Source organism: Cellulosimicrobium composti (assembly GCF_009711085.1).
Classification (GTDB): domain Bacteria; phylum Actinomycetota; class Actinomycetes; order Actinomycetales; family Cellulomonadaceae; genus Cellulosimicrobium; species Cellulosimicrobium composti.
Window position 1 is genome coordinate 117,099 of the sequence record NZ_WMKA01000006.1, and the last position, 24,104, is coordinate 141,202.

Below are 24,104 nucleotides of genomic sequence, written 5' to 3' on the forward strand. Positions count from 1 at the left end.
CTGTCCGCCGCTCAGAGCGGGCGGCCCGCCCGCATCTCGGCGACGAGCGAGCGCACGACGGCGTCCAGCTCGCCCCCGTTGCGGCGCGCGACCGCGCGCTGGCGCTGGTAGGACGCGCCGCGCCGGACGATCGTGCGCACGCCGTCGAGCTCGTCGAGGCACCCGAGGCGCGCGGCGACCGGCTCGAGCTCGACGAGCAGGCGGCCGACGGCGTCGGTCACGAGCTCCTCGTTGCCCTCGCGGTCGAGGATGATGATCGCGTCCATCCCGTACCGCGCCGAGCGCCACTTGTTCTCCTGCGCGAACCACGGCGGGATGCTCGGGAGCTCGCGGCCCTCGTCGAGCATCGTGGAGTAGTGCTCGACGAGGCAGTGCGTGAGCGCCGCGAGCGCGAGGAGCTCGGCGACGTTCGTGACACCGTCGCAGATGCGCGTCTCGAGCGTGCCGAACTGCGGGGCCGGGCGCAGGTCCCAGCGGATCTCGTCGAACGCGTCGATCACGCCGGTGTGCAGCATGTCCGCGACGTAGCCCTCGAGCTCCTCCCACGTCGCGAACTGGAACGGCAGCCCCGCCGTGGGGAGCTGCTGGAACATGAGTGCGCGGTTCGACGCGTACCCCGTGTCCTTGCCGCCCCAGAACGGCGAGCTCGCGGAGAGCGACTGGAGGTGGGCGAACGTCGTGAGCATGGCGCGCTGGATCGGCAGCACCTTGGCGCGGTCCTCGATGCCGACGTGCACGTGCACGCCGTAGATGAGCATCTGCCGGCCCCACCACTGGGTCCGGTCGATGAGCGTGGTGTACCGCTGCTTGTCCGTGACCTTCTGCTGCGCCCAGCGCGCGAACGGGTGCGTGCCCGCGCTCATGAGCTCGACGCGCAGCGGGTCGGTCACGGCGCGCAGCTCCTCGATCGAGCGCTGCAGGTCGCGACCCGCCTCCCCGACGGTGCGGCACACGCCGCTGACGACCTCGACCGTGTTGAGCAGGAGCTCCTGCTTGATCGACGGGTGCGCGCCCCCGCTCGCCGGCTGCACGGCGTCGAGGACGGTCTGCGCGACCTGGCGCAGGTCGCCGGAGTCGGCGTCGACGAGCGCGAGCTCCCACTCGAGCCCGACCGTCGAGCGCTCCGAGCGCGCGAACGGGATCGGGGTCCGCCGGGGCAGCGTGGCGCTCATCGGGGGCCGTCCTGGCGGGCGTCGTCGCCGGGTGGTGCCTCGAGCGGCTCGACGACGAGCACCTGCTGGGAGCCGCCCACGCGCGTGAGCACGATCGTGGCGCTCGCGTCGCCCGTGAGCGCGAGCTGGCGTCGCAGCTGCTCGGGCGTCACGGCGGTGCCGCGCTTCTTGATCGTCAGGCGGCCCACGCCGCGCGCGCGGAGGTACGCGCGCAGGCGCTTGAGCCCGAACGGCATGGTGTCGAGCACGCGGTACCCGCGCGCGAGGCCGTCCGCGAGGCCCGTCGCGTCGAGCGCCGCGGGGGAGTCGGTCGTCACGTACGCGATCGTCCGGTCGAGCAGGCGCCCGCCCAGCCCGCGCGCGGCGTGGGCGACGAGCCCCGCCCGGATCACGGCGCCGTCGGGCTCGTAGAGGTACTGCCCGACGCCGCCCACGTCGGGCACGACGTCCTCGTCGCCGGGGCGGTGCGCGAGCCGGCGGGTCGTGGTGCGCTCGGTCCCGTCGGGCCCGGTCCACGACGACAGGACGAGCGCCGAGCGACCGGGGCCCTCGGGCGCGAGCGGGCCGAACCACAGCCCGGCCTCGACGACGTCGCCGTCGACCGAGACCCACTCCGTCTCGGCGTCGTCGGGCAGTCCTTGGTGCGGGATCCCCGGGCCGACCTTGATGCCGACGGCCGGGACGCGCTCGCGCAGCGCCCACACGGCGTCGAGCGGCGGGGCCCAGGCCGACGGGTCGAAGACGCGGCGGCCGCCGCGCGTGCGCCGCGCCGGGTCGGCGTACACGCCCTCGACCCGCTCGCCCTCGAGGTCGAGCGCGAGCCCGTCGCCGTGCCGCACCTCGGCCTCGGGGAAGTGGCGCAGATTGACGGTCGCGATCGCGGCGGTGAGCTCGTCGACGTCGGTCGCGAGCACCTCGAGCTCTGCGGCGGCGAACGCGAGCGCGTCGACCCCGATCCCGCTCGTGAGGTCGGCGACGCGCCGGATCCCGGCCTCCTGGTAGCGCCGCGCGTGCAGGCCGGCGACGACGAGACGGCTCGCCTGCTCGAGACCGGCCTGGGTGAAGAGCATGCCGTCGGCGAACGCGCCGAGCTTGCCGCGCGCCGCGGCGCGCAGCCGCGACTGGGTGAGCGCCGCGGCGGCGAGGTCGGGGTCGACGCCCTTGGCGCGCAGTCCCGCCGCGAGCACGAGCGCCTGCTGCTCGTCGTACGGCGGCAGCGCGCCCAGCAGCGCCCAGCCCTCGGGGCTGAGCAGCTTGGTCAGCGTGGCGGCGTCCATGTCGACGATCCTTCCACGGAGGACGGGGACCGCGCGCAGCCGAGGGCGTCCGCGTCCGAGGGGCGGACGTTGGCACTCGCCTTGACCGAGTGCTAACCGCGACCTAGATTTGAGACGTGCCGCAGCCGTCCGCGGAGGCGGCACCACGTGCGACCAGGCTGTCCGGCACCCGCGACGACGGCCAGCCGGTGCGCTCGACCCATCCGTTGCAGTTCTCACCGCGAAAGGGGAGGTCCGACGTGTCGGTCCCCATCAAGCCGCTCGAGGACCGGATCGTCGTGAAGGCCCTCGAGGCCGAGACCACGACCGCATCCGGCCTGGTCATCCCGGACACCGCCAAGGAGAAGCCCCAGGAGGGCGAGGTCCTGGCCGTCGGTCCGGGCCGTGTCGACGACAACGGCAACCGCGTCCCGCTCGACGTGACGGTCGGCGACAAGGTCATCTACAGCAAGTACGGCGGCACCGAGGTCAAGTACGGCGGCGAGGACTACCTCGTCCTGTCCGCGCGCGACATCCTCGCCGTGGTGGTCGGCTGACGCCGACCCGTGCAGCAGCAGGGCCCGCGACCGTCCGGTCGCGGGCCCTGCTGCGTTCCGTGGGCGGTCGCCCCACCGGCGCCACGGGGTCGTGCGGCACGTGCCCCCGGTACGACGTCGGACCGGTGCCGTGCGGGTCTGCGGGTGGTGCCGTGCGCGGGCGCGCGAGGGGGCCGTCGTCGGCCGCCCGGGCGGTGCCGGCGGGGTCAGCCCGTGCGGCGGGCGCCGCCGGCGAGGATCGCGGCGCGCTCGTCCTCGCTCAGTCCGCCCCACACCCCGTACGGCTCGCGCACGCGGAGCGACTGCTCGCGGCACTGCATCATGACGGGGCACGTGTGGCAGATCGCCTTCGCGGCCTCCGCACGGCGCCGTCGCGTCGAGCCGCGTTCGCCCTCGGGGTGGAAGAACAACGTGTCGTCCGCGTCGCGGCACGAACCCTGGTACTGCCATTCCCACAGCTCCATGACGGGCCCGGGGAGCCTCGAGATCTCTGCCATGCCGAACAACCTACAAGCGTTGCAGAAGTTGTTCAAGTCCCCTGTGAGGAAAAGGTGAACGGGCAGGTCGCCGCACGACGGCGCGATCGTGGCGCGGTCGGTCTGGGCGAAACGATGCACCGGGCGACCGCCGCCTGGCGCGATCGATCGCAGTTGGCCCGTTTGCGCGAGAACTGAACAAACCCTGCACAAGACTGGCGCGAAGGGTGCACGACTGTGACCTGCACGAGGTGGCGAGACGGGTGGTCCGTCGGCAGAATCGATGCATGACCTCAGTCCGGTCCGCCCCCGACCAAGAGGGAGCCCGACCGAGCATGTCCACCTCTCCCGGTCTCGCCGTCGCAGCCGTCGCGCGCCGGCTCGGCGTCGCGCCCGCGACGCTGCGGACGTGGGACCGGCGCTACGGGCTCGGTCCCTCCCAGCACCGCGCGGGCTCGCACCGTCGGTACACCGACGACGACGTCGCGCGCCTCGTCGTGATGCGGCGGCTCACGCTCGACGGCGTCGCTCCCGCCGACGCGGCCCGTGCGGCGCTCGCGGCCGACGACGAGGAGCTCGACGCGCACCGCGGCACCGTCTCGTTCGACGAGCGCGGCGCGGACACCGGGGCGGACGCGGACGAGCCCGACGACCCCGACGACTCCGCCGAGCAGGAACCGCCCTCGCGGCCGTTCCTGCGGGCCGTCCCGGGCGGCGAGGCGGCGCAGGCCCCCGGGCCCCGGCCGCTCGGCGTGCGCGAGGCTCCACGGCCCACCCGCGTGTCCGACGTCGTCGACGCCGCGATCGCCTACGACCAGCGCACGTGCGACCGCCTCCTGCGGATCCCCGCGGGCGGCGACCCCGCCGCGTGGTGGTCCGACCTCGTCGAGCCCGCGCTCGAGCGGCTCGCCGAGCGCACCGTGCTCGCCGGGCCGGGCGAGGTGCCCGAGGTGGTGCTCGCGAACGCGACGCTCGGCGCGCTGCGCGAGTACACGCAGGCGAGCGAGGACGCGATCGTCGCGGCCGGCGGCCCGCCCCGCAACCACCCCTCGCGCATGCGCCGCATCGTCCTCGTGTTCGCCGCTCCGGACGAGCCGCTGCCCCTGGCCGCGCACGCGCTCGCGGCGTCGCTCGCGTCGCACGGCGCGATGGCCCGCATCGTCACGGGGCCCGCGAACGTGCACCGCACGCTCGAGATCGTGACGATGGTCCGCCCGGCGGCCGTCGCCATGGTCACGACCCAGGCGCGGCCCGACCTGGGGATCGTGCACGCCGCGCACGAGGCGAACCCGAGCCTGCCGTTCTTCGTCGGCCTCCCGAGCGACGACGTCGCCGACGAGCTGCCCCTCGCTTCCACGGTGCACCGCGTGCGGAGCTTCCCCGGCCTGCTGCACGAGCTGCTCGCGGTCGTCCGCTGACGGCCCCGGTGCCGCCCGACCGCTCCCTCGGGCCCCGTCCGGGGTGCTCGCCGTGCGGGCAGCGCCGGGAATACGGCGGGGGCCCGGCGCGTAGAATCCTGGTGTGACCGACTCGCCCGTCCCCGCCGCCGTCCCCGACCGTGACCCCTTCGGATTCCTGGGTCTCACCTACGACGACGTCCTGCTGCAGCCCGGCTACTCGGACCTGGCGCCGTCGGACATCGACACCACGACGCGCCTGACGCGCGAGATCTCGATCCGCGTGCCGCTCGTCTCGGCCGCGATGGACACCGTCACCGAGGCGCGCATGGCCATCGCGATGGCGCGCCAGGGCGGCATCGGGGTGCTGCACCGCAACCTGTCGATCGAGGACCAGGCGCTCCAGGTGGACCTCGTCAAGCGGACCCAGACGGGCATCATCGACAACCCGGTGACGATCGGCCCGGACGCGACGCTGGAGGAGCTCGACAAGACGGCGGGCGAGTACCGCATCTCCGGGTTCCCCGTGCTCGACGCCGAGCGCCGGCTCATCGGCATGGTCACCAACCGGGACCTGCGCTTCACGCCCGTCGCGGAGTGGGCCACGACCAAGGTCGACGAGGTCATGACCCCGCAGCCGCTCATCACGGGCCCGGCGGGGATCTCCCGCGAGGAGGCCACAGCTCTCCTGCGCAAGCACAAGCTGGAGCGCCTCCCGCTCGTCGACGCCGACGGTCGCCTCACGGGCCTCATCACCGTGAAGGACTTCGTGAAGTCCGAGCAGTTCCCGAACGCGTCGAAGGACGGGCAGGGCCGCCTGCTGGTCGGCGCGGCGATCGGCTACTTCGGCGACGCGTGGCAGCGCGCCACGACGCTCATCGACGCGGGCGTGGACGTGCTCGTCGCGGACACGGCGCACGGCAACGTGCGCATGCTCATCGAGATGGTCGCGCGCCTGAAGTCCGACCCGGCGACGCGCGACGTCCAGGTCATCGGCGGCAACGTCGCGACGCGCGAGGGCGCCCAGGCGTTCGTCGACGCGGGCGCGGACGCCGTCAAGGTCGGCGTCGGCCCGGGCTCGATCTGCACGACGCGCATCGTCACGGGCGTCGGCGTCCCGCAGGTCACGGCCGTGTACGAGGCGTCGCTCGCCGCGCGCCCCGCGGGCGTCCCGGTCATCGCCGACGGCGGCATGCGGCACTCGGGCGAGATCGGCAAGGCGATCGTCGCGGGCGCCGAGTCCGTGATGCTCGGCTCGATGCTCGCGGGCACCGAGGAGTCCCCGGGCGAGACGATCCTCGTCAACGGCAAGCAGTACAAGGCGTACCGCGGCATGGGCTCGATGGGCGCGATGTCCTCGCGCGGCAAGAAGTCGTACTCGAAGGACCGCTACTTCCAGGCCGAGGTCACGAGCGACGACATGATCGTCCCGGAGGGCGTCGAGGGCCAGGTGCCGTACAAGGGCTCGCTCGGCACGGTCGCGCACCAGCTCGTGGGCGGCCTGCACCAGACGATGTTCTACGTCGGTGCGCGCACGGTCCCCGAGCTGCAGGAGAAGGGCCGCTTCATCCGCATCACGTCGGCGTCGCTCAAGGAGAGCCACCCGCACGACGTCCAGATGACGGTCGAGGCCCCGAACTACACCGGCTTCTGAGGCTTCTCGCACCGACGGCCCCGTCCCGACCCTCGAGGGTCGGGACGGGGCCGTCGGCGTGTCAGGGCTGCGGCGCCTCGCGGCTCACGACGACATGACGCGTGCGTGCAGCGCCTGGACCGCGTACCGGGCGGACCAGAACGCGCCGTGCTGCCAGGCCGAGATCTCCGACATCCAGTCGCCCGCGAAGTAGACGTTCCCCGCGCCCTGCTGGAGCTGCTTGAAGCGCGACGACTGGGTGTTGGGGTAGGCCCACGCGCCCTCGATGTAGGGCACCTTGTGCCACGCGATCGAGAACGACGACTCGAGCTCGGTCCGGTACTTCTCGCCGTGGATCTTCACGCCCTGCTCGACGGCGCGCATCTCGCGCTGGCGCGGCGTCATGTCCGCGTAGGTGCGTGCGTTGGCCCCGGTGTTGTAGTAGCCGACGACGAGGCCCCGGCGCTCGCCGTACCCGTACGACGGGTACCAGATGTGCGCGAGGTCCATGTCGGTCTCGGTGATGCCGCCGAAGATGCGGTGGTCGTCCTCCCAGAACCGCGAGCGGTACTGCAGGCCGATCTTGCCGGCGGGCGAGCCGACCGCGAACTCCCCGAGGGCGGCGTCGATGTCCGGTCCCCAGTTGGTGTCCCAGCGCCGCATCAGGCCCGCGGGGGCGGAGACGATCGCGAAGTCCGCGTCGACCTGGCGCGTCTTGCCGTTGTGCGCGGTGTAGGTGACCGTCACGCCCTTCGACGTGTTCTGCACGCCCGTGACGGGCGAGTTGAACTGCACGTTCTGCTTGCCGATCGCGCGGACGAAGTAGTCGTACGTCGTGTCCATGCCGCCCTTGGGCTGGAACATGAGCATCGACTGCTCCCAGTTGATCTCGAACGGGAAGTACTGGCCCACCTTCGAGGCCAGGACCTCCGACACCGAGCCGGGGCCCGGGAGCGGCGTGCCGTGCTCGTTCCACGCCGAGGGGTAGACGGAGTACCCGCGGTTCGCGCCGCCGCGGTAGGTGCCGTCGGACTGGAGCGAGCCCCACGAGCGCAGGAACGAGCGCAGGTTCTCCTTGTCCGCGTCGGTGAGCTTCTGGTCCAGGGCGCCCTGGTCGGTCGCGTAGCTCAGCAGCTCCGACGTGTAGCCGAACACGTCGGCCTTCGCGGTGCGGTAGCGGATCGGGTTGCCGGGCGTCGCGCCGGAGCGCTCGTTGTAGAGGTAGGCGTCCGCGTTCGCGTTCGTGAACACCTCGTAGGGCACGCCGAGCTCGCGCAGGTAGTCCATGGTGACCATCCACTGCGCGATGCGGCCTGCGCCGGCGTTCATGTAGATGCCGTCGGCGAAGTTCGCCTTCTGCGTGACGCCGTTGATGTCGGTCTCGGAGTCGCCCCCGCGTATCGTCAGCGTGCGGCCGCCGGGGCGGTGGCGCGCCTCGAGCACGGTGACCTTGTAGCCCGCCTTCTGCAGCTCGTACGCCGACGCCAGGCCCGCCGGCCCGGCGCCGACGATCACGACCTTCTTGGCGGACCGACCGGTGAGCGTGAAGTCGCTGCCCTTCGGCGGCGTCCACGAGTCGGCCTTCGGCTGCGCGGCGGCGGTCGGGGCGAGCCCGACCGCACCCATCGTCGCGAACATGACGCCGGCGCTGGAGCCGACCCCGACGGCCTGGAGGAAGCTGCGGCGCGAGACGCCGGACGTCTTCTCGTCAGTGACCATGTGGCTGGAGCCCTCTCGTCCACGGCCTGACGGACGGTCGGCCCGGCCCACGATGCCGGGTGCCTCCGTCAGCGCCGCGCCCGACGTTAAGGACGCCGCGTCGCGTGCCGGGGTCCGGCACGTTTCGGGTCCGTCAACGCGACATCGATCTCGTAAACGTTCTGTGACATCGCTGTCGGACCGACCCGCGGGAGGACGCGGAAGAGGGCGTCACCTGCGGCGACGCCCGACGCCGACCGGACACGTGGCCGTCACGACGCCGAAACGGCGGGTGTCTAGCGTCGCCGCTCCGGTCGCCCTCGGGCCGCCGGGACGAGGCGCCACGGTGGCGCCCGTCGTCTTCGCCTGGAGGCATGCATGAAGAACCGCAGCAAGGTCGTCCTCGCCGTCGCCCTCACCGCCGCCGTCGCCGTCCCCGGGACCGCGGTCGCCGCGGGCAAGCTGTTCGAGCCCAAGCCGACCGAGGCCGTCTCCTTCATCACGGGGGACACGGCGCAGATCGCGGACGGCGTGGCCATCGGCAAGAACGTCTCCTGGTACAAGTCGTCCGGCCTCGGGCCCTCGGCGATGAACTCCGGGGCGGGCGTCACGGCCGAGCAGCGCTACATCCCGACCGACGTGTTCCCGGGCGGCGTCCTGCCCGCCGGGGTGACGATCACGGAGGCGCAGGGCATCAACGCCCTCATGCGCATCGGGGAGAACCTCGAGAAGGCCGGGCTCTCCTACGACGACGTCGTCTCGATGCGCGTCTTCCTCCAGAACCCCGAGGGCGAGGAGAAGATGGACTTCGCCGGCTGGAACCGCGCCTACCGCCAGTTCTTCGCCAACACGAACCTGGCGACCGGCGCGACGCTCGACGTCCAGCTCGGCTCGACGACGACGAAGCCGATGGTCGTGAACCCGGCGCGACCGTCGCGCTTCGCGCTCGAGATCGAGAACCTGCCGGTCAACGGCTGGCTCGTCGAGGTCGAGGTCGACGCGGTCTACCCGAAGTGACGCCACGGGCCGGCCTCCCGGCGGGGAGGCCGGCCCGGAGCGGCCGTCGTGCGGCCCGCGGTCGCCCGGGCTCCGGGCGTCGCGTCGGGCGGCGCGTCAGTCGCGGAACGTCTCGATGTTCGCCCCGAGCTCGCGAAGGCGCTCGGTGAGGCCCTCGTACCCGCGGGCGATGATGTCGACGCCGCGGAGCACGGACGTGCCCTTCGCGGCGAGCATCGCGAGCAGGATGACGACGGCGGGGCGCAGCGCGGGCGGGCAGCTCACCTCGGCGCCGGACCAGCGCGTCGGGCCCGTGACCTGGAGGCGGTGCGCGTCGAGCAGGCGCACGTCCGCGCCGAGCCGCGTGAGGTCGGTGAGGTGGATGGCGCGACCCTCGTAGACCCAGTCGTGGATGAGCGTCGTGCCGTGCGCGTTCGCGGCGATGACCGCGAAGAACGGCAGGTTGTCGATGTTGAGGCCGGGGAACGGCATGGGGTGGATCTTGTCGATCGGCGCGTGCAGCTCGCTCGGGTGCACGGTGACGTCCACGAGCCGCGTGCGCCCGTTGCGCGCCACGTACTCCGCGCTCAGCGTGTAGCGCAGGCCCATCTCCGCGAGGGTCGCGAGCTCGATCTCCATGAACTCGATCGGCACGCGCGCCACGGTGATCTCGGAGCCGGTGACGATGCCCGCGGTGAGCAGGCTCATCGCCTCGACCGGGTCCTCCGAGACGGCGTACTCCACGTCCACGTCGATGTCCGTGCGGCCGTGGACGCGCAGCGTCGTCGTGCCGATGCCCTCGACGCGCACGCCGAGGAGCTCGAGGTAGAAGCACAGGTCCTGGACCATGTAGTTCGGGCTCGCGTTGCGGATCGTCGTGACGCCGTCGCGGCGGGCCGCGGCCATGAGCGCGTTCTCCGTCACCGTGTCCCCGCGCTCGGTGAGCACGACGGTCAGGTCGGTGCCGGACGCCGGCGCGACGGTCGCGTGGTAGTTGCCGCCCGTGGCGGTCACGGCCAGGCCGAAGGGCCGCAGGGCGATCATGTGCGGCTCGACGGTGCGCGTGCCGAGGTCGCAGCCGCCCGCGTAGGGCAGCTCGAACGCGTCCCGCAGGCCGAGCAGCGGGCCGAGGAACATGATGATCGAGCGCGTGCGACGCGCGGCGTCGACGTCGATCGCGGCGAGGTCGAGGCGGTCCGGCACGACGATCTCGAGGTCGCGCCCGCCGGTCGTCCAGGTCGCGCGGACGCCGATCGAGCGCAGCACGTCGACGATCCGGTCGACCTCGACGATGCGCGCGACCCCGCGCAGCGTCGTGCGGCCGCGGTTGAGCAGCGACGCGCACAGGAGCGCGACGGCGCCGTTCTTCGAGGAGTTGACCTCGATGCGCCCGGACAGGGTGTGGCCGCCCTGCACGCGCAGGTGGGCGTGCTTGGGGCCACCGAGGCTGATGATCTCGGAGTCGAGCGCGAGGCTGATGCGGTTGAGCATCTCGAGGCTGAGGTTCTGGGCACCCTGCTCGATGCGGTGGACGGCGCTCTGGCTCGTCCCGAGCCGCTCGGCGAGCTGGGTCTGCGTGAGGCCCCGGTTCTGGCGGGCGCCGCGGATGAGCGCGCCGACCTGCGTCAGGGGGGCGTCGTCGATCATGGTCATGCTGGCGACCATAACTCATCCATGAGATATCGGCCCCTCGACGCGTGGCTGCAGGCCGGTGATCATCCTTTCCTCACACGTTCTCCATCCGTTTCATGAGATAGCGGCGTGACGGGTGGCACAACCACGCGCGGCTCACGCGGGCCAGCGGCCGTCCGCCCCGGCGCCGACGTACGGCTGGTCGCGCTCCGGGTCGAGCGCGTCCACCCAGCGGCGGTGGGCGTCCACCTGGAGGTCGTGCAGGGCGTCGGCGCCGAGCGCGGCCAGCCCCGGGAAGGCCCGCGCGAGCGCGTCGAGCAGGTCGAGCGTCGCGAGCACGTCGGCGTCCGCGGTGTGCAGGGGGCCGACGTCGAGCACCTCGTACCGCGCGCACAGGTCGACGAGCCGGCGCTTGCCCTCGCGCGCCGGGTCCCACGCCCGGTCGAGCACGAGCGGGTCGAGCACCGGCCGCACGGGCCGCCCGAGGCGTGCGGCCAGCGTCGGCAGGCCGTGCCGGACGAGCTCCGCGTCGAGGATCGCGAGGTCGAACGCCGCGTTGTACGCGACGAGCGGCACGCCGTCGCGCTGCGCGTCCACGACGAGCGTCGCGATCTCGTCCAGCGCCGCGGCGGGCGCGCTCCCGTGGGCGGCGGCGTGCGCCGTCGTGACGCCGTGGATCGACGTCGCCTCGGCCGGGATGTCGATCCCCGGCGCGAGCAGCCACGTGCGCACGTGCGTGGAGCCGGGCTCGCGCAGCACGAGCGCCGCCGTGACGACGCGGTCGGTCGCGACGTCGACGCCCGTGGTCTCCGTGTCGAGACCGAGGAGCGGTCCCGCCGTCCAGGGCGTCGTCGTCATGGTCCACCTCGTGCGGGTCGCTCGTCGCCGTCGCTCGTCGCGCCGGCCGTCGCCGGTCGTCCCGGCGACGACCGTCACCCTGCCAGCGCCCACCCACACGGCGGTGGCGCCCGCGGCCCGCCGGTAGGCTGGCCCGGTGAGCAACGAGATCGAGATCGGACGTGGCAAGCGCGGTCGGCGCGCGTTCTCCTTCGACGACATCGCCGTGGTGCCGTCCCGGCGCACGCGCGACCCGGAGGAGGTGTCGGTCGGCTGGCAGATCGACGCGTACCACTTCGAGCTCCCGATCCTCGCGGCGCCCATGGACTCGGTGATGAGCCCGGCCACGGCCGTCGCGCTCGGCAACCACGGCGGCCTCGGCGTGCTCGACCTCGAGGGCCTGTGGACGCGCTACGACGACCCGACGGCGCTGCTCGAGGAGATCGCCGCGCTCGAGCCGGTCGAGGCGACGCGGCGCATGCAGGAGATCTACGCCGAGCCCATCAAGCCGGAGCTCATCACGCAGCGGCTCAAGGAGATCCGCGCGGCCGGCGTGACCGTCGCGGGCGCCCTGTCGCCGCAGCGCACGCAGGAGCACTACCAGACGGTGGTCGACGCGGGCGTCGACCTGTTCGTCATCCGCGGCACCACGGTGTCGGCCGAGCACGTCTCGGGCGTCGCGGAGCCGCTCAACCTCAAGCGGTTCATCTACGAGCTCGACGTCCCGGTCGTCGTGGGCGGCGCGTCCACCTACACCGCGGCGCTGCACCTCATGCGCACGGGCGCGGCCGGCGTGCTCGTCGGGTTCGGCGGGGGAGCGGCGCACACGACGCGCGTCTCGCTCGGCATCCACGCGCCCATGGCGACGGCGGTCGCGGACGTCGCGGCGGCCCGTCGCGACTACCTCGACGAGTCGGGCGGCCGGTACGTCCACGTCATCGCGGACGGCGGCGTCGGGCGCTCGGGCGACCTCGTCAAGGCGGTCGCGTGCGGCGCGGACGCCGTGATGCTCGGCGCGGCCCTCGCGCGCGCCGAGGAGGCGCCGGGCCACGGCTGGCACTGGGGTTCCGAGGCGCACCACGCGCAGCTCCCGCGCGGCGAGCGCGTCCGCGTCGGCACGGCGGGCACGCTGGAGGAGATCCTGTTCGGCCCGGGCCGCCAGGCGGACGGCACGCTCAACCTCGTCGGCGCGCTGCGGCGCGCGATGGCCACGACCGGGTACTCCGACCTCAAGGAGTTCCAGCGCGTCGAGGTCGTCGTCTCGCCGTACCAGCCGCGCTGACCCGCACCGTGGCCGGACGGATCGCGGACGGGCCCCGGCTGACCCTCGCGGGCGACGGGGAGCCGGGCGCCCTGCCGGGTCCGGGCGGGGACGTCGTCCTCTCCGAGGTCGTGGACGACGACGTCGAGGCGGTCGTCGCGCTGTGGCGCGCGTGCGGCCTCACCCGCCCGTGGAACGACCCGTACCGCGACCTCGCCGACGCGCGCCTCGGCGAGACCTCGACCGTGCTCGTGGGCCGGGCGGCGCGCGACCTCGCCGCGCTCCGTGACGGGGCGGCGGAGTCCGACGACGCGGGGCCGGGCGACGTCGTCGTCCGCGCGGGCGAGGTCGTCGCCACCGCGATGGCGGGCATCGACGGGCACCGCGGGTGGCTCTACTACGTGGCCGTCGACCCGCGCCTGCAGGGGCGCGGCACCGGGCGCGCCGTCGTGGTGGCCGCCGAGGCGTGGCTGGCCGCGCGCGGCGCCCGCGCCGTGCGTCTCATGGTGCGCTCGACGAACGAGGCCGTGCGCGGCTTCTACGAGCGGCTCGGCTACGTCGACCAGGACTGCGTCGTGCTCGGCAGGCCGCTCGGGGCGCCGGACGCCTGCGACGCCGGGCGATGACCCCGGCGGTCCGCGCCTGGGAGCCCGACGGCGACGACCTCGCCGCGCTCGAGGCCGAGCACCGGGCACGCGTCGCGGCGCACGACGCGCTCGTCGCGGTCCCCGACCTCGGCGCGGTGCCGGGCGACGAGCGCCTGGTCGCCGTGCGCCTCCCGGACGGCTCGCGCGCCGCGGGGCTCGCGACGTCCGGGGACGTGCCTGCCGGGTCGGCGGCGGCGACGTTCCGGCCGCTGCGCGAGCACCGGCTGCGCGCGCGTGCCGCGGGCCCGGACGTGGGGGGTGCGGTCCGCGCCCTGGTCGACGCGTGGACCACGCGCGTGGGCGGCGCACCCGGCGTCGCGCCCGACGGCGACGGGCGGCCCGAGCGCGGGCCCGCGCCGCGCGACCACGGCCTCGTGCTCCTGTGGCCGAGCCGGGACGTCGAGGCGGTCGGGGCGCTCGCGGCGAGCGGGCTGCGTCCGACCGTCCACCTCGCCGCGCGCCGGGACGCCCCGCCCGCGTCGCCGCGCGTCGCGCCGGGGGTCGTGCTCGCGGACGCCGGTCCCTCGGACGTCACGGACGTCGTCGAGCACCAGCTCGCCGAGCTCGAGTACGACGAGCTCGTCGGCGCGGCCCGCGTGCGGCCCCGGGCGCGCGAGCACCTCGCGGCGCAGGTCGCGGGGGCGGTCGCGAACCCGGCGACGACGGTGCTCGTGGCCCGCCGGTCCCCGGCGCGCGGCGAGGACGCGGGCGAGGTCGTGGGCGTCGTCGCCGTCGAGCCGCCGGAGCGCGCCGGGGCGGTCGCGGGGACCGTGACCGCGGGACCGGTCTCCTACCTCGTGCTCCTCCACGTCACGGACGGGTCCCGCGGCGGCGGGGTCGGCGGCGCGCTCGTGGACGCCGCGCTCGCGCGCGTGCGGGACCGGCTCGGCCCCGGCGCCGTCGTGCTGCTCCACCACGGCGTCCTCAACCCGTTGTCCGCCCCGTTCTGGGCGCGGCAGGGGTTCCGACCGGTGCTCACCACCTGGGAGCTCCCGGTCGGGGCTCTGTCACCCGGAGCACGTAGCCTGTCCCCATGACGAGCTCCTCCGGCACACCCGGTTCCGGGCACGGCGACGGCGCCGCGCTGGACGGCCTGATCGACCCCGAGAACCCGGCCGCGACGTACGTCCTCGAGCCGGACGTCGTGGCCCCCCTCGCGCGCCGCCTCGTCACGGGCAACGAGGCGGGCATGCACCGCTCGGTCCTCCCGTTCACGGGCGCGCCCCTCGCCGCGATCCCCGTGTCCTCCACCGACGACGTCGCCCGCGCCGTCGAGCGCGCCCGCGCCGCGCAGCCCGCCTGGGCCGCGCGGTCCGTGCGCGAGCGCGCGGCGGTGGTGCGCCGGTTCGGCGAGCTCGTGCTCGCGCGCCAGTCGGACGGCCTCGACCTCGTCCAGATGGAGTCGGGCAAGTCGCGGCGCAGCGCGTTCGAGGAGGTCGCGGACGTCGCGATCCTCACGCGCCATTACGCCCAGCGCGGGCCGCGCTACCTCGCGGACCGGCGCGCGCCCGGGATGCTGCCCGTCCTGACGGGGACGCGCGTGCACCGCCGCCCGGTCGGGGTCGTCGGTGTCATCGCACCGTGGAACTACCCGCTGACGCTCGCGTTCGCCGAGGCCGTGCCCGCGCTCGTGGCGGGCAACGCCGTCGTGCTCAAGCCGGACCTGCAGACGACGCTCACCGCCCTGTGGGGTGCCGAGCTGCTCGAGGAGGCGGGCCTGCCCGCGGACCTCTTCCTCGTCGTCGCGGGCGGCGGGGACGTCGGTGCCGCGCTCACCGACCACGTGGACCACATCGCGTTCACCGGCTCGACGGCCACGGGACGCAAGGTCGCGGCGCGCGCGGGAGAGCGGCTCATCGGCGCGACGCTCGAGCTCGGCGGCAAGAACCCGCTCTACGTCGCGGCGGACGCCGACGTGCGCGCGGCCGCACGCGGCGCGGTGCGCGCGTGCTTCTCGAACTCCGGCCAGCTCTGCGTGTCGATCGAGCGCCTCGTGCTGCACGAGGACGTCGCGGACGCGTTCCTCGACGAGTTCGTGCCGCTCGTGCGCGAGATGCGGCTCGGCGCGGGCCTCGACTACTCCGCGGACATGGGCTCGCTCACGTCGCAGGACCAGCTCGACCGGGTCGTCGCGCACGTCGAGGACGCGATCGCCCGGGGCGCGCGCGTCCTCGCGGGCGGCGTGCACCGGGCCGACATCGGGCCGTGGTTCTACGCGCCCACCGTCCTCGACGACGTGCCCGACGACGCCGCGTGCGCCCGGGAGGAGACGTTCGGCCCGGTCGTGGCCGTGCGCCGCGTCGCGAGCGACGACGAGGCCGTGCGCGTCATGAACGACTCCGAGCTCGGGCTCAACGCGAGCGTCTGGACGCGCGACGTCGCGCGCGGCCGGCGGATCGCGGCGCGCGTCGAGGCGGGGACGGTCAACGTCAACGACGGGTACTCGTCCGCGTGGGGGTCCGTCGGGGCGCCGATGGGCGGGTTCAAGGCGTCGGGGCTGGGGCGCCGGCACGGGCGCGAGGGGATCGAGGCGCTCACCGAGGCGCAGACGATCTCCGTGCAGCGCGGCGCGAACCAGGGCCTCACGCTCGACACGCTGTACCAGCTCGGCGGCGAGCTCCCGAGCAAGGTCCTCACGTCCGCGCTCGACGTCATGCGCCGCCTGCGGATGCCCTGAGCAGCCCGCTCGGGTGCACGGACCGGGCGGGTCGGGTGTCCCGGCCCGGCCGGCCCGGCGCCGGGTTCAGCGACGTACGGCGTCGAGCAGGGCCTTCGTCGCCGCGGGGACCTCGCGCACGCGGTAGAGCACGGCCTTCCACGGCTCCACGCTCGCCGCGCTGACGCCGACCCCCACGGCGTCGAGGCCCGCGACGCGGCACGAGAACAGCGTGCGCGGCAGGTGGTAGCCCTGCGTCACGACCACCGCCGCGCCGAGGCCGAGCTCCGACACCGCGCGCGTGCACGTCGCGTGCGTGTCGTAGCCCTCGCGGTCGAGCACGATCGCGTCGTCGGGCACGCCGCGGTCCAGGAGCCACGCGCGCATCGAGCCGGGCTCGTCGTAGTCGTCGTGCGCGTCGCCGCTCACGAGCACGACGGGGGCGAGGCCCCGCGCCCAGAGGTCCGCGGCGGCGTCGAGCCGGCGCCGCAGGTAGGTGGACGGCGTGCCGTCCGGCCGCAGCCCCGCGCCGGGCACGACGATCGCGTCACGCTCGGGCACGGCGTCCGCCGCGACCACGCGGGTGCGCCCGACGGCCTGCACGACGACGAACGGCGCCAGCACGACCACCGCGAGCCCGGCGGCCGTCCACAGGGTGGAGCGCCGCCGTCGTGCACCGCGGGGCCGGACCCTCGACGCCCGTGGGGATGCGACGGAGCGCGGGGCCGGCGGGTCGTCGGTCACGGCCCGACCCTAGCGCCGACCATGCGCTCGTAGCCCGCCGACCATGCTCTTGTCGCCCGTCGAGCGTCCGCGACGGGAGACAAGCACATGTTCGGCGGGTCAGGTGGGGGAGTCGAGGGCCGCGAGCTCCGCGGTGAGGTTCGCGCGGGCACGCTCCTCCCAGCGCGTCGCGCCCTCGGCCGTGCGGAGCAGCGCGTCGCCCGCGAGCAGCGCGCGCAGGACGGCGGCGCGGCCGGTGCGGAACGCGTCGTCGGGCACGTGCGCGTACTCGGCGCGCACCTGGCGCACGTACCGTGCGTACCGGTCGGGCGCCGACGCGAGGACCGCGAGGTCCGCGTCGGACACGAGGGCCCCGGTCCGGTCGTCGGCGGCGGGGGAGTGGTCCGTCGTGACGAGCACCAGCCGCACCACCTCGTCGACCGCACCCGCGTCGAGCCGCCCCGCCAGCCGGGCCCCGGCGAGCGCGGCCGACCGCTCCTCGTCCCGGCCCGCCTCGCCGTCGTGCACCGCGTCGTGGAACCACAGCGCGAGCTGCGTCACCCCGGGCGTCGTGGCGCCGGGAGCCGACGGCGCACCCGTCCCCGCGTGCCCGGGCGAGCCCGCGGCGTCGGGCACGCCCGGCGGACGCCCCTCCAGGAGCGCGAGCGAGTCGAGCGCGTGCACGAGGTGCTCGGGACCGTGGTAGACGCGGTGCGGCTCGTGCCAGCGCTCGACCAGTTCGACGCCGACCTCGCGCGCGCCCGGCAGGAGCGCGTCCCACCGGGCGAGCAGCGCGTCCGCCTTCGCCGCACGACGCGCCCGGCCCGGCACGCGCAGGCCGGACGCGCCGAGCCGACGCGCGAGCTCGCGGCCCCCAACCGGCACCGCGCCCGCCGCGACCGCGACGTCGTACCGCTCGGCCGCGACGTCGTAGTGGTCGAGGTCGAACGCGCGCGGGCTCACGCCGATGCTCGCGGCGAACGCGTGCAGCTCGGCGAGCGACGTGTCCGAGACGAGATGGCTGAACAGCGTCCCGTGCGCGGGCCACGCGGGCGGGTCGATGAGAACGGTCACCGCCCGAGCATCCCACCGCCGACGCGACCGCGCGGCGGCGTCCGACCCGGCGGGGTCGGGCGCGTTCCCGTCAGCCGGCGCGGGACGCGGCCTCGACGGCCTCCACGCACTGGCGTGCGATGGCGAGCTCCTCCATGGTCGGCACGACCATGACGAGCGTGCTCGTCCAGTCGGGCGAGACGACGCGCGGCTCGCCGGACTGCACGGCGTTGCGCTCCGGGTCGACGGCAAGGCCGAGCGGCTCCAGGCCCTCGACGACGGCGGCGCGCACGTGCGCGTCGTTCTCGCCGACGCCCGCCGTGAACGCGAGGACGTCGACGCGGCCGAGCACGGCGTGGTAGGCGCCGACGTACTTGCGCAGCCGGTGGATGTACACCTCGAACGCCTGGCGCGCGTCCTCGTCACCGGCGTCGATGAGCCGGCGCAGCTCGCGGAAGTCGTTGACGCCGGACAGGCCCTTGACGCCCGAGCGCTTGTTGAACAGGTCGTCGATCTCGTCGATGCTCATGCCCGCGTTGCGCGCGAGGTGGAACACGACCGCCGCGTCGATGTCGCCGGTGCGGGTGCCCATGACGAGGCCCTCCAGCGGGGTCATGCCCATCGACGTGTCCACTGCGACGCCGCCGCGCACGGCCGACGCGGACGCGCCGTTGCCGAGGTGCAGCACGATCGTGTTGAGCCCCTCGATGCGGCGCCCGAGGACGCGCGCGACCTTGCCGGACACGTACTGGTGGCTCGTGCCGTGGAAGCCGTACCGGCGCACGCCGTGCTCCTGCGCGACGGCCCGGTCGAGCGCGTACGTGGACGCGGCGTCGGGGAGCGTCGAGAAGAACGCGGTGTCGAACACGGCGACGTGCGGCACGTCCGGCAGCAGCTCGCGCGCGACCTCGATGCCCTTGACGTTCGGCGGGTTGTGCAGGGGCGCGAGGGGCGACAGGTCGGAGATCTGGCGCACGACCTCGTCGTCCACGAGCACGGGCGACGAGAACACGGCACCGCCGTGCACGACGCGGTGGCCGACCGCGTACACGTCGGCGTCCGCGAGCGTGGGGCCGACCTCGTCGAACAGGCCGAGGGCGATGCGCAGCGCCTCGCCGTGGTCCGCGACCGGCTCCTCGCGCGTCGTCGTGTTCCCGGCGAACCGGTGCTTGATGATGCCGGAGTCCTCGCCGATGCGCTCGATCGTGCCGGCGGCGATGGCCTCGCCGCCGACGGGGTTGACGAGCTGGTACTTGAGCGAGGACGACCCCGAGTTCATGACGAGCACGGACCCGTGCGCGCCGTACGCGCTGTAAGGGTTCGGGCGCTCGCCCTCGGGCAGGATCGTCATGAGGTGGCTCCCTGGGGGACGGGGGTCGTGGACGGGGCGGGCACGTCGGCCGGGGCCTGCGCCTGGATCGCGGTGATGGCGACGGTGTTGACGATGTCCTGCACGAGCGCGCCGCGCGAGAGGTCGTTCACCGGCTTGTTGAGGCCCTGGAGGACCGGTCCGACCGCGACGGCGCCCGCGGAGCGCTGCACGGCCTTGTAGGTGTTGTTGCCCGTGTTGAGGTCCGGGAAGATGAACACCGTCGCGCGGCCCGCGACGTCCGAGCCCGGCATCTTCGACGCCGCGACGGACGCGTCCACGGCGGCGTCGTACTGGATCGGCCCCTCGACGAACAGGTCGGGGCGGCGCTCGCGGACGAGCGCCGTGCCGCGTCGCACCTTGTCGACGTCGGCGCCCGAGCCGGACTCGCCCGTCGAGTACGACAGCATCGCGACCCGCTGGTCCACGCCGAACTGCTGCGCGGTCGCGGCCGACGAGATCGCGATGTCCGCGAGCTGCTCGGCCGTCGGGTCGGGGATGACGGCGCAGTCGCCGTACACGAGCACGCGGTCCTGCAGGCACATGAGGAACACGGACGACACGACGGAGACGCCGGGCTGGGTCTTGATGATCTCGAACGACGGCTTGATGGTGTGCGCCGTCGTGTGCTTCGCCCCCGAGACCATGCCGTCCGCGAGCCCGAGGTGGACCATCATCGTGCCGAAGTACGACACGTCCTGGACGCGCTCGCGCGCCTCCTCGAGCGTCATGCCCTTGTGCGCGCGCAGGCGCTGGTACTCCGCGGAGAAGCGCTCGACGAGCTCCGGGTCGTGCGGGCTGACGACGTGCGCGGCGTCGATGTCGAGGCCGAGCTCGGCCGCGCGGGCCCGCACCTTCTGCTCGTCGCCGAGGATCGTCAGCTCGGCGACATGGCGGCCGAGGAGCGTCGACGCGGCGCGCAGGATGCGGTCGTCGTCGCCCTCGGGCAGCACGACGTGCTTGCGGTCCGCGCGGGCACGCGAGAGCAGCTCGTACTCGAACATGAGCGGCGTGACGACCTCGGGGCGCGGCACGTCGAGACCCGCGAGGAGCGCCGCGCCGTCGACGCTCTGCTCGAACAGCGCGAGCGCCGTGTCGACCTTGCGCTGCGACTCCTTGGTCACGCGGCCGCGCGCGCTCGCGGCGGCGCTCGCGGAGCGGAACGTCCCGAGGTCGGTGCGGATGATCGGCAGGCTCGGGTCGAGGTCCGCGACGAGGCGCGCCGTCGACTCGGGCGGGAAGAACCCGCCGTTGAGGATGACGCCGGCGAGCGACGGGAACCCGGACGCGGAGTGCGCCGCGAGCAGCCCGATGAGGATGTCCACGCGGTCGCCGGGCGTGATGACGACGGCGCCGTCGGTGAGCCGGTCGAGGAGGTGCTCGAACGACATGGCGCCGACGAGCAGGTCGGTGGCCTCGCGGCCGAGGAGCGCCTCCTCGCCGAACGCGAGCGACCCGCCCACGGCCTCCATGAGCGCGCGCACGGTCGGGGCGTCGAGGAACGGGTCCTCGGGCACCGCCCAGCCGGGCAGTCGCGTGCCCGGTGCGTGGTCCGCCGTCGTGCCCGACGCCGTCCCCGCCCCGGCGATCGGCTCGCCGTCCGGGCCGAGCGCGCCGAGCAGGGCGCGCACCGCGTCGAGGTCGCCCGGGTCGACGCGGTTCGCGACGACGCCGATCGGCTGCGCGTGCTGCGACCGGAGCTCGGCGACGCTCACCTCGATGAGGTTGCCCACGGCGTCGGGCGTGCGTCCCTTGCCGGACACGACGAGGAGGACCGGCGCGCCGAGGTTCGCCGCGACGCGCGCGTTGAACGACAGCTCGGTGGGGCCCGCGACGTCGGTGTAGTCCGTCCCGACCACCACGACGAAGTCGCACTGGCTCGCGACCTCGTGGTACCGCGCGACGATCTGCGAGAGCGCGGCCTCCGGGTCGGCGTGCACGTCCTCGTACGTGACGCCGATCGCCTGGTCCGCGGTGAGCTCCACGCCGTCGTGCGCGAGCAGGAGCTCGAGCACGTAGTCCTGCACGTCCGGGCCCGCGGCCCGGGTGACCGGCCGGAAGACCCCGACCCGCTGGACCTTGCGGACCAGCAGGTCGAGGACCCCCAGCGCGATCGTGGACTTGCCCGTCTCGCCCTCGGGCGAGGTGATGTAGATGCTGCGAGCGGTGTCGCTCACTCGTTGTCTCCTCCGGTGTCCTGCGCAGCGGCGCTCGCGCCGTTGTACTGCGGACCGCCCTCCTCGGTCGCCGTCTCGCCGACGTCGGGCCAGACCCAGTCGCGGACCTCGGGGATGTCCTCCCCGTGCTCGCGCGTGTACTGGCGGGCCGCGAGCCGGGCGTCGACCATCTCCTGGCGCAGCCCGGCGTACGTGGAGCGCAGGGACGGCACGCGGTCGATCACGTCGATCACGAGGTGGTAGCGGTCGATGTCGTTGAGCATCGCCATGTCGAACGGCGTGGTGGTGGTGCCCTCCTCCTTGTAGCCCCGCACGTGGATGTTGGGGTGGTTCGTGCGGCGGTACGTGAGCCGGTGGATCAGCCACGGGTACCCGTGGTAGTTGAAGATGACCGGCCTGTCGGTCGTGAACAGCGTGTCGAAGTCCTTGTCCGACAACCCGTGCGGGTGCTCGTTGGCGTCCTGCAGGCGCATGAGGTCCACGACGTTGACGACCCGGACCTTGAGGTCGGGGATGCGCCGCCGCAGGATGTCCGCCGCGGCGAGCACCTCGAGCGTCGGGACGTCGCCCGCCGAGCCGAGCACGACGTCCGGGTCCTCGCCCTCGACCTCGGTGCCCGCCCACTCCCAGATGCCGAGGCCGCGCGTGCAGTGCGCGATCGCCTCGTCCATGGACAGGAACTGCGGCGCGGGCTGCTTGCCCGCCACGACCACGTTGACGTACTGGCGCGAGCGCAGGCAGTGGTCGTAGGTCGAGAGCAGCGTGTTCGCGTCCGGCGGCAGGTAGACGCGGACGATCTCGGCCTTCTTGTTGACCACGTGGTCGATGAAGCCCGGGTCCTGGTGGCTGAAGCCGTTGTGGTCCTGGCGCCACACGTGGCTCGACAGCAGGTAGTTGAGGCTCGCGACGGGCCGGCGCCACGGGATGTGGTTGGTCACCTTGAGCCACTTCGCGTGCTGGTTGAACATCGAGTCGACGATGTGGATGAAGGCCTCGTAGCTCGTGAACAGGCCGTGCCGCCCGGTGAGCAGGTAGCCCTCGAGCCAGCCCTGGCACTGGTGCTCCGACAGCATCTCCATGACCCGGCCGGCGCGCGCGAGGTGCTCGTCGACGTCGGGCCCGAAGAAGTCCGCGTTCCACTGCTTGTCCGTGACCTCGTACACGGCCTGGAGCCGGTTCGACGCCGTCTCGTCGGGCCCGAAGATCCGGAAGTTGTCCGGGTTCAGGCGCACGACGTCGGTGAGCCACTGGCCGAGGACGCGCGTCGCCTCCGCGACGGCGCTGCCCGGGCCCTCGACGTCCACCGCGTAGTCGCGGAAGTCGGGAAGGCGAAGGTCCTTGAGCAGGAGACCGCCGTTCGCGTGCGGGTTGTCGCTCATGCGCAGCGCGCCCTGCGGCGCGAGCGCGGCGACGTCGTCGACCAGGCGGCCGTCCTCGTCGAACAGCTCGTCGGCCCGGTAGGACTCGAGCCAGCCGCGCAGCACCTCCAGGTGCTCCGGGGTGTCCCGGGCGCTCGCGAGCGGCACCTGGTGCGCGCGCCACGAGTCCTCGGTCTTCTTGCCGTCGATGTCCGGCGGGCACGTCCAGCCCTTGGGCGTGCGGAAGACGATCATCGGCCACGCGGGGCGCTCGTCGTTGCCCGCGGCGGCGTCGGCCTTGATCTGCGCGATGTGGTTGAGGACCTCGTCGAGGAGCGTCGCGAAGCGCCGGTGCACCTCGACGTGGTCCTCGCCGTCGAACCCGCCCGTGAAGAAGTAGGGCGTGTGGCCGTAGCCGATCATGAGGTCGCGCAGCTCGTCGTCGCTGATGCGCGCGAGCACCGTCGGGTTGGCGATCTTGTACCCGTTGAGGTGCAGGATCGGCAGGACGACGCCGTCGTTGCGCGCGTTGACGAACTTGTTCGAGTGCCAGCTCGTCGCGAGCGGGCCGGTCTCGGCCTCGCCGTCGCCCACGACCGCGGCGACCAGCAGGTCGGGGTTGTCGAACGCGGCGCCGTACGCGTGGGAGAGCGCGTAGCCGAGCTCGCCGCCCTCGTGGATCGACCCGGGCGTCTCCGGCGCGACGTGGCTCGGGATGCCGCCGGGGAAGGAGAACTGGCGGAAGAGCCGCCGCAGGCCCTCGGTGTCCTGCGTGACGTCCGAGTACGTCTCGGAGTACGTGCCCTCCAGGTACGCGTTCGCGACGAGGCCGGGGCCGCCGTGGCCCGGGCCCGCGACGTAGATCGTCGACTGGCGGCGCTGCGCGATCGCGCGGTTGAGGTGCGCGTAGAGGAAGTTCAGCCCGGGCGTCGTGCCCCAGTGGCCGAGGAGGCGGGGCTTGACGTGCTCGCGGTCCAGCGGGGTGCGCAGGAGCGGGTTGTCGAGCAGGTAGATCTGCCCGACGGACAGGTAGTTCGCCGCGCGCCACCATGCGTCGACGCGGCGCAGGGTGGCGTCGTCGAGGGGCTCGACCTCGGCGCTTCTCCAGGCGGTGGGCTCGGTGGTCGTGCTCATCTCACGCTCCTGCAGGGGGAAGGGATTCGTGAACGACTACGGCTTCATACAACCGCATCGACCGGGGCGGTG

The 24,104-nt window shown here is 73.8% G+C and carries 19 protein-coding genes; 8 read left to right on the top strand and 11 right to left on the bottom strand.

What is annotated here, in order from left to right:
• Nucleotides 1–11 precede the first annotated feature (11 nt).
• Complete coding sequence (locus GJV82_RS04520) at nucleotides 12–1,172, bottom strand: glutamate--cysteine ligase (RefSeq protein ID WP_155098378.1); 1,161 nt, start codon at nucleotides 1,170–1,172, stop codon at nucleotides 12–14.
• Nucleotides 1,169–2,449: a class I SAM-dependent methyltransferase gene (locus GJV82_RS04525; protein ID WP_155098379.1), complete on the bottom strand. Its 1,281-nt coding sequence runs from the start codon at nucleotides 2,447–2,449 to the stop codon at nucleotides 1,169–1,171. The genes GJV82_RS04520 and GJV82_RS04525 overlap by 4 nt, the downstream gene beginning before the upstream one ends.
• Before the next feature lie 239 nt (nucleotides 2,450–2,688).
• Between GJV82_RS04525 and groES the strand changes: the two genes are divergently transcribed.
• Nucleotides 2,689–2,985 (top strand): co-chaperone GroES, encoded by a 297-nt coding sequence (gene groES / locus GJV82_RS04530; protein WP_021482870.1) that lies wholly within the window; start codon nucleotides 2,689–2,691, stop codon nucleotides 2,983–2,985.
• Nucleotides 2,986–3,191: 206 nt separating this feature from the next.
• On the opposite strand, the gene GJV82_RS04535 is transcribed toward groES, so the two are convergent.
• Nucleotides 3,192–3,482 carry a WhiB family transcriptional regulator gene (locus tag GJV82_RS04535; protein ID WP_115943554.1) on the bottom strand — a complete coding sequence of 97 codons (291 nt, stop codon included), beginning with the start codon at nucleotides 3,480–3,482 and terminating at the stop codon, nucleotides 3,192–3,194.
• Between the two features lie 314 nt (nucleotides 3,483–3,796).
• On the opposite strand from GJV82_RS04535, the gene GJV82_RS04540 reads away from it, so the two are divergent.
• Nucleotides 3,797–4,879 (top strand): MerR family transcriptional regulator, encoded by a 1,083-nt coding sequence (locus tag GJV82_RS04540; RefSeq protein ID WP_225873079.1) that lies wholly within the window; start codon nucleotides 3,797–3,799, stop codon nucleotides 4,877–4,879.
• Nucleotides 4,880–4,982: 103 nt separating this feature from the next.
• Complete coding sequence (gene guaB, locus GJV82_RS04545; RefSeq protein WP_024840363.1) at nucleotides 4,983–6,512, top strand: IMP dehydrogenase; 1,530 nt, start codon at nucleotides 4,983–4,985, stop codon at nucleotides 6,510–6,512.
• An 84-nt stretch (nucleotides 6,513–6,596) separates the two neighbouring features.
• On the opposite strand, the gene GJV82_RS04550 is transcribed toward guaB, so the two are convergent.
• Nucleotides 6,597–8,210, bottom strand: coding sequence for a flavin monoamine oxidase family protein (locus GJV82_RS04550; protein WP_155098381.1), 1,614 nt, complete (start codon nucleotides 8,208–8,210; stop codon nucleotides 6,597–6,599).
• 357 nt (nucleotides 8,211–8,567) lie between these two features.
• On the opposite strand from GJV82_RS04550, the gene GJV82_RS04555 reads away from it, so the two are divergent.
• A complete protein-coding gene (locus tag GJV82_RS04555) occupies nucleotides 8,568–9,206 on the top strand; it encodes a Rid family hydrolase (protein WP_024840365.1) in 639 nt (212 codons plus the stop codon).
• A gap of 96 nt (nucleotides 9,207–9,302) precedes the next feature.
• Here the strand turns inward: GJV82_RS04555 and GJV82_RS04560 are convergent, their stop codons facing one another.
• Nucleotides 9,303–10,838, bottom strand: coding sequence for a helix-turn-helix domain-containing protein (locus tag GJV82_RS04560; protein WP_196217184.1), 1,536 nt, complete (start codon nucleotides 10,836–10,838; stop codon nucleotides 9,303–9,305).
• A 135-nt stretch (nucleotides 10,839–10,973) separates the two neighbouring features.
• Nucleotides 10,974–11,675 (bottom strand): exonuclease domain-containing protein, encoded by a 702-nt coding sequence (locus GJV82_RS04565; protein WP_155098382.1) that lies wholly within the window; start codon nucleotides 11,673–11,675, stop codon nucleotides 10,974–10,976.
• 136 nt (nucleotides 11,676–11,811) lie between these two features.
• Between GJV82_RS04565 and GJV82_RS04570 the strand changes: the two genes are divergently transcribed.
• From GJV82_RS04570 to GJV82_RS04585, 4 genes are read left to right on the top strand one after another with little or no spacing between them, the layout of a single operon-like run.
• Nucleotides 11,812–12,936 (top strand): GuaB3 family IMP dehydrogenase-related protein, encoded by a 1,125-nt coding sequence (locus tag GJV82_RS04570; RefSeq protein ID WP_318657265.1) that lies wholly within the window; start codon nucleotides 11,812–11,814, stop codon nucleotides 12,934–12,936.
• An 8-nt stretch (nucleotides 12,937–12,944) separates the two neighbouring features.
• Nucleotides 12,945–13,541 (top strand): GNAT family N-acetyltransferase, encoded by a 597-nt coding sequence (locus tag GJV82_RS04575; RefSeq protein ID WP_318657266.1) that lies wholly within the window; start codon nucleotides 12,945–12,947, stop codon nucleotides 13,539–13,541.
• Nucleotides 13,538–14,599: a GNAT family N-acetyltransferase gene (locus GJV82_RS04580; RefSeq protein WP_155098383.1), complete on the top strand. Its 1,062-nt coding sequence runs from the start codon at nucleotides 13,538–13,540 to the stop codon at nucleotides 14,597–14,599. Before GJV82_RS04575 ends, GJV82_RS04580 begins: the two co-directional genes overlap by 4 nt.
• On the top strand, nucleotides 14,596–16,239 hold the full coding sequence (locus GJV82_RS04585) for a succinic semialdehyde dehydrogenase (RefSeq protein WP_155098384.1): 1,644 nt from the start codon (nucleotides 14,596–14,598) through the stop codon (nucleotides 16,237–16,239). Before GJV82_RS04580 ends, GJV82_RS04585 begins: the two co-directional genes overlap by 4 nt.
• Before the next feature lie 66 nt (nucleotides 16,240–16,305).
• Here the strand turns inward: GJV82_RS04585 and GJV82_RS04590 are convergent, their stop codons facing one another.
• The 5 genes from GJV82_RS04590 to GJV82_RS04610 all read right to left on the bottom strand — a co-directional run bounded on the left by GJV82_RS04590 (nucleotide 16,306) and on the right by GJV82_RS04610 (nucleotide 24,032).
• Nucleotides 16,306–16,962 carry a SanA/YdcF family protein gene (locus GJV82_RS04590; protein WP_318657267.1) on the bottom strand — a complete coding sequence of 219 codons (657 nt, stop codon included), beginning with the start codon at nucleotides 16,960–16,962 and terminating at the stop codon, nucleotides 16,306–16,308.
• Between the two features lie 99 nt (nucleotides 16,963–17,061).
• The gene (locus tag GJV82_RS04595) at nucleotides 17,062–18,015 is read right to left on the bottom strand and encodes a DUF4031 domain-containing protein (RefSeq protein WP_318657268.1); all 954 of its coding nucleotides are present in this window, start codon (nucleotides 18,013–18,015) and stop codon (nucleotides 17,062–17,064) included.
• 70 nt (nucleotides 18,016–18,085) lie between these two features.
• Nucleotides 18,086–19,345 (bottom strand): acetate/propionate family kinase, encoded by a 1,260-nt coding sequence (locus GJV82_RS04600; protein ID WP_155098385.1) that lies wholly within the window; start codon nucleotides 19,343–19,345, stop codon nucleotides 18,086–18,088.
• Entirely contained in the window at nucleotides 19,342–21,540 is a 2,199-nt protein-coding gene (pta, locus tag GJV82_RS04605; protein WP_318657269.1) for a phosphate acetyltransferase, read from the bottom strand. The genes GJV82_RS04600 and pta overlap by 4 nt, the downstream gene beginning before the upstream one ends.
• On the bottom strand, nucleotides 21,537–24,032 hold the full coding sequence (locus GJV82_RS04610) for a phosphoketolase family protein (RefSeq protein ID WP_155098386.1): 2,496 nt from the start codon (nucleotides 24,030–24,032) through the stop codon (nucleotides 21,537–21,539). Before GJV82_RS04610 ends, pta begins: the two co-directional genes overlap by 4 nt.
• Nucleotides 24,033–24,104: the final 72 nt, after the last annotated feature.

Bases quoted from the DNA above. Each gene is read 5' to 3' on its own strand.
- GJV82_RS04525 (WP_155098379.1), bottom strand. From the start codon at position 2,449: ATGGACGCCGCCACGCTGACCAAGCTGCTCAGCCCCGAGGGCTGGGCG.
- GJV82_RS04550 (WP_155098381.1), bottom strand. From the start codon at position 8,210: ATGGTCACTGACGAGAAGACGTCCGGCGTCTCGCGCCGCAGCTTCCTC.
- GJV82_RS04540 (WP_225873079.1), top strand. From the start codon at position 3,797: ATGTCCACCTCTCCCGGTCTCGCCGTCGCAGCCGTCGCGCGCCGGCTC.
- GJV82_RS04610 (WP_155098386.1), bottom strand. From the start codon at position 24,032: ATGAGCACGACCACCGAGCCCACCGCCTGGAGAAGCGCCGAGGTCGAG.
- GJV82_RS04585 (WP_155098384.1), top strand. From the start codon at position 14,596: ATGACGAGCTCCTCCGGCACACCCGGTTCCGGGCACGGCGACGGCGCC.
- GJV82_RS04560 (WP_196217184.1), bottom strand. From the start codon at position 10,838: ATGACCATGATCGACGACGCCCCCCTGACGCAGGTCGGCGCGCTCATC.
- GJV82_RS04600 (WP_155098385.1), bottom strand. From the start codon at position 19,345: ATGACGATCCTGCCCGAGGGCGAGCGCCCGAACCCTTACAGCGCGTAC.
- GJV82_RS04520 (WP_155098378.1), bottom strand. From the start codon at position 1,172: ATGAGCGCCACGCTGCCCCGGCGGACCCCGATCCCGTTCGCGCGCTCG.
- GJV82_RS04565 (WP_155098382.1), bottom strand. From the start codon at position 11,675: ATGACGACGACGCCCTGGACGGCGGGACCGCTCCTCGGTCTCGACACG.
- GJV82_RS04555 (WP_024840365.1), top strand. From the start codon at position 8,568: ATGAAGAACCGCAGCAAGGTCGTCCTCGCCGTCGCCCTCACCGCCGCC.
- GJV82_RS04535 (WP_115943554.1), bottom strand. From the start codon at position 3,482: ATGGCAGAGATCTCGAGGCTCCCCGGGCCCGTCATGGAGCTGTGGGAA.
- GJV82_RS04580 (WP_155098383.1), top strand. From the start codon at position 13,538: ATGACCCCGGCGGTCCGCGCCTGGGAGCCCGACGGCGACGACCTCGCC.